Annotated in this window: 10 protein-coding genes and 1 pseudogene; 9 read left to right on the plus strand and 2 right to left on the minus strand. The window is 62.7% G+C overall.

What is annotated here, in order from left to right; genetic code table 11:
• Both LH128_RS06805 and LH128_RS06810 read left to right on the plus strand, forming a co-directional pair.
• Nucleotides 1-561, plus strand: a 561-nt coding sequence (locus LH128_RS06805; RefSeq protein ID WP_008828859.1) for a lytic transglycosylase domain-containing protein, incomplete at its 5' end; no start/stop codon positions are given.
• 58 nt (nucleotides 562-619) lie between these two features.
• Nucleotides 620-1,604: pseudogene (locus LH128_RS06810) on the plus strand (integrase core domain-containing protein).
• A gap of 157 nt (nucleotides 1,605-1,761) precedes the next feature.
• Here the strand turns inward: LH128_RS06810 and LH128_RS06815 are convergent.
• On the minus strand, nucleotides 1,762-2,538 hold the full coding sequence (locus LH128_RS06815) for a helix-turn-helix domain-containing protein (RefSeq protein WP_036530598.1): 777 nt from the start codon (nucleotides 2,536-2,538) through the stop codon (nucleotides 1,762-1,764).
• Nucleotides 2,539-2,694: 156 nt separating this feature from the next.
• On the opposite strand from LH128_RS06815, the gene LH128_RS06820 reads away from it, so the two are divergent.
• The 7 genes from LH128_RS06820 to LH128_RS06845 all read left to right on the plus strand — a co-directional run bounded on the left by LH128_RS06820 (nucleotide 2,695) and on the right by LH128_RS06845 (nucleotide 11,773).
• The gene (locus LH128_RS06820; RefSeq protein WP_008828863.1) at nucleotides 2,695-4,842 is read left to right on the plus strand and encodes a marine proteobacterial sortase target protein; all 2,148 of its coding nucleotides are present in this window, start codon (nucleotides 2,695-2,697) and stop codon (nucleotides 4,840-4,842) included.
• A complete protein-coding gene (locus LH128_RS06825) occupies nucleotides 4,839-5,450 on the plus strand; it encodes a class GN sortase (protein ID WP_008828864.1) in 612 nt (203 codons plus the stop codon). The genes LH128_RS06820 and LH128_RS06825 overlap by 4 nt, the downstream gene beginning before the upstream one ends.
• A 416-nt stretch (nucleotides 5,451-5,866) precedes the next feature.
• Nucleotides 5,867-9,193: a response regulator gene (locus LH128_RS06830; RefSeq protein WP_327195086.1), complete on the plus strand. Its 3,327-nt coding sequence runs from the start codon at nucleotides 5,867-5,869 to the stop codon at nucleotides 9,191-9,193.
• Nucleotides 9,194-9,209: 16 nt separating this feature from the next.
• On the plus strand, nucleotides 9,210-10,037 hold the full coding sequence (locus LH128_RS06835; protein WP_008828866.1) for a CheR family methyltransferase: 828 nt from the start codon (nucleotides 9,210-9,212) through the stop codon (nucleotides 10,035-10,037).
• Nucleotides 10,038-10,063: 26 nt separating this feature from the next.
• Nucleotides 10,064-10,630 carry a chemotaxis protein CheB gene (locus LH128_RS06840; protein WP_008828867.1) on the plus strand — a complete coding sequence of 189 codons (567 nt, stop codon included), beginning with the start codon at nucleotides 10,064-10,066 and terminating at the stop codon, nucleotides 10,628-10,630.
• Entirely contained in the window at nucleotides 10,627-11,046 is a 420-nt protein-coding gene (locus LH128_RS34375; protein WP_327195087.1) for a response regulator, read from the plus strand. Before LH128_RS06840 ends, LH128_RS34375 begins: the two co-directional genes overlap by 4 nt.
• On the plus strand, nucleotides 10,970-11,773 hold the full coding sequence (locus LH128_RS06845) for a sensor histidine kinase (RefSeq protein ID WP_327195088.1): 804 nt from the start codon (nucleotides 10,970-10,972) through the stop codon (nucleotides 11,771-11,773). Before LH128_RS34375 ends, LH128_RS06845 begins: the two co-directional genes overlap by 77 nt.
• Nucleotides 11,774-12,117: 344 nt before the next feature.
• On the opposite strand, the gene LH128_RS34040 is transcribed toward LH128_RS06845, so the two are convergent.
• The gene (locus LH128_RS34040) at nucleotides 12,118-12,306 is read right to left on the minus strand and encodes a hypothetical protein (protein ID WP_008828872.1); all 189 of its coding nucleotides are present in this window, start codon (nucleotides 12,304-12,306) and stop codon (nucleotides 12,118-12,120) included.
• Nucleotides 12,307-12,386 lie beyond the last annotated feature (80 nt).

Here is a 12,386-nt window from a genome sequence, read left to right on the forward strand (position 1 = left end):
CCCGGCCCCCCCCCCCCCGCCGCTGACATTCCAACGGTTGCAAAAGGATCAGGCTGTACCGACCTGTCTTATCGTCCAACCGGATTTCTGAAACCGCAGGCCGAAATGCGCCGTGCGCGATACTACAGTGCTATGAGCGCCATTGCCTGCGAGCATGGAATTCCAGCAAGCCTCTTTGACGCGATGATCATTCAGGAGAGTCAGTACGATCCCGAAGCGGTGTCTCCCAGGAATGCGCGCGGGCTGATCCAGCTGATGCCGGGTACGGCCAGGGAGCTCGGTGTCGATCCCGCTGATCCGGCACAAAATCTGCGTGGCGGTGCGCGCTATCTACGCCGGCAACTCGATAGGTTTGGACAAGTGCATCTGGCCCTTGCGGCGTACAACGCTGGCCCCGCACGCATCCGCGGCGATTCCATTCCCGCGATCAGGGAGACGCGCGATTACGTATCGAATATTCTAAGTAACTGGTCTCGATTGGCCCGAAATCGCATCGTACCGTCCGGCCTCTCCTCTCCACCTGAGACCTTAATTCGCAAGGCAAGCGTCTCGATATTCTAGGTGTGTGGTCCCACGGTTTGATGGTGCGACCCCTTTCGTTGGGATGGAAGGAAGCATTATCGGACAGGCTCGTCACTGGAGCGCCACGACCACGCACACCGTCCAAGCAGCAATAAAGCGATCGCAAGCTTCGTTCGCGACGCTGAGCCGGGAGTTGGGAATCAATCCCAAGACGGTGGCGAAGTGGAGGAAGCGAGCGATGGTCTGGGACCTGAAGACCGGGCCGAAGGCCCCTCATTCAACGACCTTGACAGAAGCCGAGGAGGCGAGGGTTGCCGCGTTCCGGCGTCACACGCTGCTGCCCCTGGATGACTACCTCTACGTGGTTGCAGCCGTCGATCCCGCATCTGACACGGGCAGCTTTGCACCGCTGCCTTCAGCCGCACGGCATCTCCCGCTTGCCGGACGCTGAGGGCGACAAGCCGAAGCATCAGCGCCTCAAGCGCTATCCCGTTGGCTTCTTTCACATCGATATCGCCGAGGTGAAGACCGCCGAAGACAGGCCGTATCTCTTCGTTGGGATCCACCGCACCAGCGGGTTAGCGGTCACACAACCGGTCGACAAGGCTGATCGGCGAGCAGCATGGGAGTTCCTGGAGCACCTGCTGAAATCCGCGCCGTACCAGATCCACACGATCCTGACCGATAGTGGCATCCAATCCGCCGAGCAGCCGTGCAAACGGAACACTGCATGGTCCCGCCAAATCTGCTCCGACATGGTCTGTGACGCAAACGGCATCGAGCACCGGCTCACCAAACCGAATCACCTGTGGACTAACGGTCAGGTCGAGCGGATGAACCGGACCATCAAGAAGGCGACCGCCAAGCGCTTCCATTCCGAGAGCCACGACGAACTCCGAACGCCTCTTGCCGGGTTCATGGCCGTCTACAACTTTGGCCGTCGGCTCAAGACGCTGAGCGGTCTCACACCCTACGAATACATCGCCAAATTCTGGATGGCAGAGCCAGAACGGTTCATCGTCAACCCGATCCACCAGATGCCGGGACTAAACACCTGGTGCCAAGACAGAAGCGATCTCTAGTAAGCCGGCAAGCCCGAGCCCTCGAATACGAAGACCTTGATCACCGCGGTCACCCGGAGGCGGCCATACTATCGCCTGCGCGAGTTGGAATGGTGCGGCGGCCTGACAAACTACATCGACATCCATTTCTGAAAGCGGCCCATCGGCATGGCCCGGCTCATCCGGGAACGTGCAGGCGGGCGAAGTCGCCTTCGATCGAGCGGTCCAGCATCTCCCGATATTCTGCAAAATAGAGCATGTCGGGCGTGATCAGGCCAAGCGGTGCGTCCTCCCCATCGCGCAGTTTGCGCAAGGCGATGGGCGCGGCGGCCGGCACCAGCTGCGAGCCATGGCCCACTTCGAGGGTCGTCAGGATGCCGAACAGTCCGCCATCGATCGTCGGGCGCGACAGGATGGCGAGGCGGTACTGCCCCTGCTCGTTGGTGACGAGATAGATGTGGCCCGAGAGGTTGGGCATGGAAATCTGACCGGCCTGCTCGAACCGGGAATCCGAACGGCCCGATTCAGCAAAGCCGAGGCAGGCTCTCTCCGCAACCCAGCGGATCGTCGTCAGGTATGCGAACAGGCCGCCTGCGGTGCCGAAGCTGGGCCGGACGGTGAGATAGCATCCCTCCAGCCAGGTCACGGCCGAGCGGGCGTAAGCCCCCATCGCCTCGGGCGCGACGTCACCGCCGGTCGGCGCCACTGGCGCAGAGCCGGGACGAAGGCTGACGCCCAGCGCTTCCTCGATCCGCAGGAGTGTGGCGAGCGTGAAGGCCCGTTTGCCCGCCAGAGCTTTTTCCAGCGTCGATAGGCTGATGCGCGCCATGTCCGCCAGCGCCTGGCGCGACAAACGGCGCCGGGCGATTTCCTCGCGTACGCGCCGCGCGGTCTCGGCGCTTTCTACTGAGAGGCCCTCGGCGTCTGGCCGGTCATCTCCTAGGGTCGTGTCCATGCGTACATATGCGCACATATCCGCACATTGCGTCAATCCTTCCGCTAGTTTGCGTCGCCGTGCGCAAGGCTCGGCAGGAACCGGCTGAAACTGCTCGTGGCTGTGTGCACCGCCCTGCGCATAGAGGGTGGGCTCCCCAGTCGCAGGAGCCATCCGATGCCGCATTCACTCTCTCTCCGTCGCGCCCTGATCCCCGCCGCCGTGCTGGCCTTCGGGGCTCCCATTGCGCTTGCCGTTGACGCAACCACCGTGGCCGCTGCCGACGAGAGCGCCTCCGACGACGCTTCGGGCGATGAGGGGCCCGCCACCGGCACCCTGATGCTGCGTGGCCAAGGCATCGTCCGGAGCATGCCCGCCGTGCGCCTCGGCACCGACATCGACGTGACCGTGACCGGTCAGACGGCCCGCGTGCGCGTGGTCCAGGCGTTCCGCAACACCTCGGGCAAGTGGATGGAGGCCAGCTACCTTTATCCACTGCCGCAGGACGGTGCGGTGGATTCGCTCAGGATGGTGGTAGGCCAGCGCGTGATCGTCGGCCACATAGAGCCCCGCGAAAAGGCCCGCGCCACTTACGAGGCGGCGAAAGCGAGCGGGCGCAAGGCGGGCCTCGTCGAGCAGCAGCGACCCAACATGTTCACCACCATGGTCGCCAACGTCGGCCCGGGCGAGACGGTGCTGATCGCCATCGAGTATCAGGCCCCGGTAGCCCAGGCCGACGGTACCTTCTCGCTCCGGCTGCCGCTGGTCGTCGGCCCGCGTTATACACCGCCGCACACGCTGGGAACGGTGGATGCCGTGGCCGATGCTAATGCCGTCACCGCCGCCCCGGTGCTCACTCCGGGACTTGGAGAAACGGTCAACCCGACGTCGATTGCGATCCGTCTCGCCCCCGGTTTCGAGGTCGCCAACCTCATCAGCCGCTACCACCGCGTCAATATCACCGGTCCACTCGGCGATCGCACGATCAAGCTGGGCGGCAGTGTCCCGGCAGACCGGGACTTCGTTCTGGAATGGCGCTCCGCCTCCGCCGATCCCACACTTGGCCTGTTTGCGCAGCATACCGCCAAGGGCGATTATGTGATGGCCTCGGTGACCCCGCCCGCCGACACCTCCTCGCTGCCGACACCTCCGCGCGAGATGGTGTTCGTGATCGACAACAGCGGCTCGATGGGCGGCGATTCGATGGAAGAGGCCAAGGCCAGCCTGCTCCATGCGCTGGGTACGCTGCGACCGCAGGACCACTTCAACGTGATCCGCTTCGACGATACTATGACTCGGCTGTTCGACCACAGCGTCGCCGCCACGCCTGACCAGGTCGCTCTCGCCCGGCGCTTCGCCGGATCGCTGGAGGCGCAGGGCGGAACGGAGATGCTGCCCGCGCTCAAGGCGGCGCTGGCGGATGCCGCGACCGGTGGCGGCAGCGATCCATCCATCCTGCGCCAGATCGTGTTCCTGACCGACGGGGAAATCTCCAACGAGCGCGAGATGGTAGCCGCGATCGGCGCCGATGGGGGCCGCAGCCATGTCTTCATGGTCGGTATAGGCTCGGCGCCAAACGACTACCTGATGGAGCGCATGTCGACGATCGGCGGGGGGCTCTACACGCATATCGGCGCCTCGGGGGAAGTCACCGCCAAGATGATGCCGCTGCTCGACGTGCTCAGTCATCCCGCAGTGCGCGACCTCTCCGTGCGGGTTGAAGGCGGTTCGCTCGAGCTCACCCCCTCGCGCCTTCCGGACGTCTATGCCGGCAGGCCGCTGGTGCTGGTGGGGCGTACCGACCACCTTTCGGGCACCCTGACCGTGAGCGGCACGATCGGCGGCAAGGCGTGGGAGCGACGTGTCGATCTGGCGAGCGCTCTGCCTAGCCCGGCCATAGAAAAAGTCTGGGCCCGCAGCCGCATCAGCGACATCGAGGCAGACCGCGCGCTCGGCAAACTGGAAGACGAACAGGCCGATGCCGAAGTCGAACGGATCGGCATGGAAAGCACCATCGTCACCAGTCGCACCAGCCTCGTCGCGGTTGACGAAACACCGTCTCGCCCCGCCGGCGCCCGTCTGACGCGTGAGGAACTGCCGATCAACCTGCCGGCGGGCTGGGACTTCGACACTCTCTTCGGCCAGGGTGCTGCTTCGGACGTCGCTGATCCACAAGGTTCGGGCGATAGCGCCGCGATGCAGGCTGCGGCGCTGGAACTGCCCCAGACAGGCACCGGTTTTCTCGGTCTGCTCGGCCGGGGCCTAGCCCTCCTGCTCGCGAGCCTTGCCGGTTTCGCCTGCCTGCTGCGCCGGAGGGCGGCATGAGCCGCGCCGGCAAACTTGCGCGCCGTTCGAGAGCGGCCCTTTGCGGGCATGGCGTCGCGGCGACCCTGTTGCTGGCGTTATGCCTGGGCGGAATGGTCGAAATCGGCAGGGTGCTGTACATCCCCGCTAAGGCAGCGGTCGCACAAGCACTGCTGGACCATGCCTTCGAGGCGAGTCTTGTCGACCACCGGCCCCGCAGGCCCTGGCCCTGGGCCGATACCGCGCCCGTCGCGCGTATATCGGTTGCAAGGCTGGGCGTGACGCGCATCGTTCTCGGCGGAGGATCGGGCCAAGCCCTCGCTTTCGGCCCGACGCTGCTCCCGGCCGGGGCAATGCCAGGGCACGCCGGCACCGCCGTTATAGCCGCTCACCGCGACACCCATTTCAGATTTCTGCATGACATGCGCACAGGTGATTTTGTCACCCTTCAGACGCGCGAGGGGACGCTGCTGCGCTACCGAGTGACCGGTACGAGCATCGTGCGGTGGGACCGCTATGCTCCGCCGGATGATTCAATGGGCGAACGGCTTGACCTTGCGACCTGCTATCCTTTCGACGCGATCCGCAGCGGTCCCTGGCGCTATGTTGTCCATACCGAGTCGCTGTAAATGCCTTCCTTGCCGTACCGTTTACACCTCGCGACCCAGATTTGATCGCCGAGCGTCTCATAAGGGATCGGCCATGGGAACGGCTGCTAGGCGCAGGTCGGCCTGGAAGCTGTGGTACGCCTCGCTGGCGGGCGCCTGACAACGTGAGCGAGGGACGGGCCTTAAAGTCGCACTTGCTAGCGAACTTGTGAGCCGTCTCTTTGCGGGCGGCATCACGGTTTTTGGCGCAGGACGTGATCTGCGCGCCCTTTCCAAGTGAAGAAGTGCTTGCTCCAGCTACATAATCAACGCAAGCGAAGGCTTTCCCGGGTTCTTGTTGTGGACGCTACATGAGATTCAATCCTGCCCGCATCGAGGCCCATTATGACCATGGATCGCGCCGGGGGATGGACCCTTGGACAATGCTTGGCCTGGCGATGGCCGTCGTTTTCTTTATCGGCAGCGGCAGCGTCGCGTACATGAATGTGACTGTGCTGCGCGACGATATGCGCAAGATCGTTCATTCACACGAAGTCATCGTCGGGATGAACGATCTCACGTCCTCCATGCAGGATGCCGAAACCGGGCAGCGGGGGTATCTCCTGACTGGAAACGAGAGGTATCTCGCTCCCTATCGTGCGGCCCTGTCCGACATCGATGCCCGCTTCGCGACGATTGCGACCTTGACCCGGGACAATCCCGATCAGCAGGCCCGTGTTGCGCCGCTGCGCGCTCGCATCGACGGCAAGCTGGCTGAACTGAAGGAAACGATCGCACTCCGGCAGTCCGGCGGCACTACGCAGGCGCTGGCGATCGTCAACAGCGATCGCGGCAAGATCGAGATGGACGAGCTGCGCGCGCAGCTGGGTGTCATGAAGCAGGAGGAAATCCGCCTGCGCACCGAACGCATCGCCGAGATGGAGCAGGCGTACCGCTCGGCGTGGGTGAGCGGATTGCTTTCCAGCCTGCTGGGGATCGCGCTGACCCTGATCATCGGCCTGCTGATGTACCGCTCCGCCGTAGCCAATCGCAAGCGGCAGTGGCTACAGACTGGCCAGGTCGAGATGGCCGCCGCGTTGCTTGGCGATCAGCCGATCGACACGCTGGGGGATGGCATTCTCGGTTTCCTCGTCCGCTATCTTGGGGCGCAGGCCGGCGCCGTGTTCTCGTCCGAGAACGGACATTTCCGCCGCGTCGCCGCTTACGGAGTGGCGCCTGATGCCCAGATCATCGAGCGGTTCAATCGCAAGCAGGGATTGCTCGGCCAGGTTGCGGTGGACGGCGAGCCGGTGGTGCTCAGCGACATTCCCGACGGCTATCTGACGATCGGCTCTTCGCTTGGGAGCGACAAGCCGCGCCATCTGGTCATTGCTCCTGCCAGCGCCGACGGTTCGGTCCAGGGTGTGATCGAACTTGGCTTTCTCCAGCGGGTGGATGAGGACGTACTGGCGTTTCTTGCCGAAGCGTCCAGTTCGATGGGCAGTGCGATCCGCTCGGCTCGCTACCGATCGCAGCTTCAGCATCACGCCGAGGAACTGCAGGTGCAAAGCGAGGAACTTCGGGTTTCCAACGAGGAACTGGAGGAGCAGGGACGCGCGCTCAAGGAATCCCAGGCCAGCCTCGAGCAGCAGCAGGTGGAACTGGAGCAGACCAACTCGCAGCTCGAAGAGCAGGCGCAGCTGCTTGAGAACCAGCGCGACGATCTCGCCAGCTCGAACGCAGCGGTCGAGGCCAAGGCGGCCGAACTGGAACAAGCAAGCCGCTACAAGAGTGACTTCCTGGCAAACATGAGCCACGAACTGCGCACTCCGCTCAATTCGCTGCTGATTCTCTCGAAGTTGCTGGGCGATAACCGCAGCGAGAATCTGACCGATGAACAGGTCCAGTTCGCCCGGACCATCGAATCCGCAGGCAACGACCTGCTGGCGCTCATCAATGATATTCTCGACCTTTCGAAAATTGAGGCCGGGCATCTCCAGATCCGTCCGGAAGCCGTGCTCGTCGAACGGTTCGCGCGGGATTTACGCCCGGTATTCGAACCGGTGGCGGCAGATCGCGGCCTTGGCTTCTCGGTCACGGTAGACCCCGCTGTGCCCGGCGAAATCGAAACGGATCGCCAGCGTCTCGAGCAGATTCTCAAAAACCTGCTCTCCAATGCCTTCAAGTTCACCGAGCGCGGGTATGTCACGCTGGAGATCGCGCTCGCCGGGCAGGGGCAGGTCTCTTTCACAGTGGTCGATACCGGCATCGGCATACCGCATGAGCAGCAGAAGGCCATCTTCGAAGCTTTCCGGCAAGCTGACGGAACCATCAGCCGCAAATTTGGCGGTACCGGTCTCGGACTGTCGATTTCGCGCGAACTGGCGCGGCTGCTCGGCGGCTCCATTGCCCTGACCAGTATCGTTGGCGAAGGCAGCCGCTTCACGCTGACGATCCCGCTGACCTTAGATCCGGCTCGGCTGGCGGAGGTGTCCTTGCCCGTGCCAGCCGCAGCGCCCCAGCCCAATTCGGCGCAGCCGCGTGCCGTGCCGATCGTGAGGCAGGTTGAGGACGATCGCGAGGTGCTCGGCGCCGGACAGCGGGTTTTGCTTGTAGTGGAGGACGACGCGGCATTCGCGGGAATCGTGCGCGACATGTCGCGCGAGATGGGCTTCCAGTGTCTTGTCACCGGCACGGCCGAAGAAGCTCTGCACCTTGCCCGCAAGTTCAAGCCACATGCGGTCGTGCTTGACGTGGGATTGCCCGATCAATCAGGCCTTGCCCTGCTCGACCGCTTGAAGCAGGACGTCGAGACGCGTCACATTCCGGTTCACGTGGTTTCAGGCAGCGATCATACCCAGACCGCTCTGGCGCTCGGGGCGATCGGCTACCTGGTCAAGCCGGTGAAGCGCGAGGAACTGGCGGGCGTGCTGGAGGCGCTGGCCGCCAAGCTTTCCTCCGATGTGCAGCGGGTTCTCATTGTCGAGGACGACGCGGTGCAGCGCGACGCGGTCAGCCGTTTGCTGGCTACCGGCCATGTCGAGACAGTTGGCGTCGCCAGCGCCGCCGAATGCCTTGCGGCGCTGCGCGAGACGACCTTCGACTGCATGGTCCTCGACCTCAATTTGCCTGATGCCAGCGGGTTCAGCCTCCTGGAAACACTCAGCAAGGAAGGTGCGTACGCCTTCCCGCCCGTGATCGTCTATACCGGACATGATTTGTCGCCCGAGGATGAGCAGCGGCTGCGGCGCTATTCCGACTCCATCATCATCAAGGGCGCGCGCTCACCCGAACGGCTGCTCGACGAGGTTTCGCTGTTCCTCCATCAGGTCGTGACGGACTTGCCGGCCGAGCAGCAGACGATGATCCGCGCGGCCCGTAATCGTGATGCGATCCTGGAAGGCCGGCGAATTCTGGTCGTCGAGGACGATGTGCGCAACGTATTTTCCCTTACCAACATCCTCGAGCCGCAAGGCGCCAGCGTGGAGATCGCCCGCAATGGCCAAGAGGCGCTCGACGCGCTCGATGCCTCGGCATCCGAGCCTGCCAAGCGCATTGACCTCGTGCTGATGGACGTGATGATGCCGGTAATGGACGGGCTCACCGCCACTCGCGCGTTGCGGCAGGATCCCCGCTGGTCAAAGCTGCCGATCATCGCCTTGACCGCCAAGGCGATGCCGGACGACCAGGAACGGTGCATCGAGGCCGGCGCCAACGACTACATGGCAAAGCCGCTGGAAGTCGACAAGCTGCTCAGCCTGGTGCGCGTATGGATGCCGCGGTGATCATGAGGTCATGCTGATGGACGCCGATAAAATCGAGGATATCGAAATCCGCCTCCTGCTGGAGGCCATCTATCGCCGCTACCACTACGATTTTCGTAATTACGCTCAGGCGTCCATCAGGCGGCGCCTGCGCCAGGCACGCGAGCGCATGGGGTTTGCCACCTTCTCGGCGTTGCAGGACAAGCTGCTCCACGATCCTGCTTTGGCCGCGAAAGTTCTGCGCTTCCTGACCGTACAGGTCAGCGATTTCTTTCGCGATCCCAGCTATTTCAAGGCGCTGCGCGAGAAGGTCGTGCCACATTTGCGCACGTATCCCTCGCTCAAGGTATGGATCGCGGGCTGCAGCGCAGGCGAGGAACTGCACTCGCTTACCATCCTGTTCCGCGAGGAGGGGCTGGAGACGCGCACATTGTTCTACGCAACCGATATTAATTCCGAAGCGCTGGAAGCCGCCGAGCGCGGCATCTATCCCCTCGAGCGGATCAAGGCTTTCACCGAAAACCACCGGCTTTCAGGAGGGCGATCGTCGCTCTCCGACTATTACACGACCGGATACGGGGGGGCAGTGTTCGATAAGTCCCTGCGCGAGCGGGTGGTGTTTTCGGACCACAGTTTGGTTACCGACGCGGTCTTCTCCGAAATGCACCTGATTTCCTGCCGCAACGTGATGATCTACTTCGACCGGGCGCTACAGGATCGCGCTGTCGGCTTGTTCCGCGACTCGCTGACCCGCAACGGGTTCCTCGGGCTGGGCTCGAAGGAATCCTTGCGATTTTCAGCCCACTCTGCCGATTTTGCGGATTTCGTGCGCGAAGAGAAAATCTACCAGCGGCGAAAAGCGTGAGAACAGCCTCTGCCTCTGCGGCCATCGTGATCGGCGCCTCGGCTGGCGCAATTCAGGCACTGCTTCGCATCCTGCCTGCGCTGCCCGGTGACTTCGCCCTGCCGATTATCGTGGTTGTCCACGTGCCTCCAGGACGCCGCAGCGAACTGGCCGCGCTCTTCGCTGTCAAGTGCCAGGTTGCGGTTCGCGAGGCTGAGGACAAAGAGCCGATTACGGCGGGTACGATTTACTTCGCTCCGCCGGACTACCACCTGCTTGTCGAACGGACCGAAGGTTCAAGCCATACGCTGTCGCTGTCCACCGACGCACCGGTCTTCTTTTCTCGGCCATCGATTGATGTCCTGTTCGAAAGCGCAGCCGAAGCATATGGCTCCCTCTTGATGGCACTGATCCTGACCGGCGCTAACGAAGACGGTGCGCGGGGCCTTAAGGCGGTGGCGGAAGCGGGCGGACAAGTCTATGTTCAGGACCCTCAGAGCGCTTATGCCCGGGCGATGCCCGATGCTGCGCTGGCCGCCTGCGGCAGAGCCCAGGTGCTCTCGCTGTCGCAGATCGCTGATTGCCTCCTCGAAGCCGGAAGAAAAGCGGCATGAACATGAGTGATCACGTTCCTGTCCTCCTTGTCGATGACCTTCCTGCCAACCTGACCGCGCTCGAAGCCTTGCTCACAGACGAAAATATAACAGTTTTCGAGGCTCGATCAGGTCCAGAAGCACTGGAGTTGCTACTCGCGCATGACTTCGCGCTGGCGCTTCTCGATGTGCAGATGCCCGAGATGAACGGCTTCGAGCTCGCGGAACTGATGCGTGGCATGGAACGGACACGCCATGTTCCTATCATCTTCGTGACGGCGGGCACAGCTGATACGCAACGACGTTTCCAGGGTTACGAGGCAGGTGCGGTCGACTTCATCTCCAAACCGATCGAACCGCATGGTCTGCGTAGCAAAGGTGCGCGTTCTGTGCGATCTTCATCGGCAACGGCAACAGATAGCGGCCCAGCGCGATGAGCTGGCGGCGTCTGCGGCCGCGCTTCGCGAGGCCGATCGCGCGAAGGATCGGTTTCTTGCCGTACTTGCCCACGAACTGCGCAACCCGGTCGCAGCGCTCATGGGCGCGGTGGACCTTCTTGGCCGCCCGCGTTCCGCGGATCAGGCGGGTATCATCCATGCCAGAATGGAACGTACGGTGTCCCACCTCGCGCGTCTGGTGGAAGATCTGCTCGACGTTTCCCGCATTACAGAAGGGAAGGTGACACTGAAAATTCAACGGATTGCACTGTCTGATGTCCTGAACTTCGCAGTTGAAAGCAGCCGGCATCACATGGATGCGGGAAACCATCATCTGACCGTTGCGCTGCCCGAGGCGCCGGTTTGGTTCGATGGCGACTATTCCCGGATTGCCCAGATCGTCGCGAATCTGCTCGGAAACGCGGCTAAGTACACCCCGCCTGGTGGCGCCATCAAGCTGTCGGCCCGCACCATCGGCGGCGAGATAGTCATTGAGGTGGCGGACAATGGCATGGGCATACCGGCAGATATGCAGGCGCGCATTTTCGAGGCTTTCGCGCAAGTGGAGGATCATCGCGCCTATGCGCAAGGAGGACTGGGCATCGGTCTTGCTCTCGTGCACCGACTGGTGACCTTGCATGGCGGCAGCGTCTCGGTCGAAAGCGATGGCCGGGGAAGAGGAAGCGTCTTTACGGTTCGGTTGGTTCAAGTCGAAGGCGGTGATTAACCCCGACGGAGTGGTGCGTGTTTTCAGGACAGGATTTGAAGCTACTCCGGACCTGATGGACTCAATTCGAAATGAAGGCGACGAGAGAGCTCTAAAGTGCGGATTAGCTTCGTTAAGGATCGAGTTGTTCGGGAGGCATGCCCGTGCCTCACTCTGCGACCGATACCCTCACGAAGTCGCCCTTGGCAGCAGCATCCCCGCGCCGTGCGGGCACCGAACCCGCGGCATCGATAGCTAGGTTATGCACCCTTCGCCGGTCATGGCATCGCGGGCACTATCCGCCATGTTGACGAGGGCTGTTTCGAACTGGCTGACATCGACTTCCACGACACACGAACCGCCGATCAGATCGAAGACGAGGTCCACCCCATTACAGTGCGCAGCATGTCCGCGACTCTGCCCACTTTCACGGCCGCATCGAAGACTTCGGTCGTCAGCGCCTGCCGCCAGGCAAAGGCCAGAAGCTGGCTGGTGAGCTTCGCAGCGCGATCTGCCGTTTCCGCTAAGTTATCGGCTGGGCAGAGCAGTTGCATTGTGCCGAATTGCTAACCCATGATGGTAACGGCGGCACCGACGATCTTGCCATAAAACTCCAAGCGATCCTGCTCGTTGA

It is taken from the genome of Sphingomonas sp. LH128 (assembly GCF_000293195.2).
Lineage (GTDB): Bacteria > Pseudomonadota > Alphaproteobacteria > Sphingomonadales > Sphingomonadaceae > Novosphingobium > Novosphingobium resinovorum_A.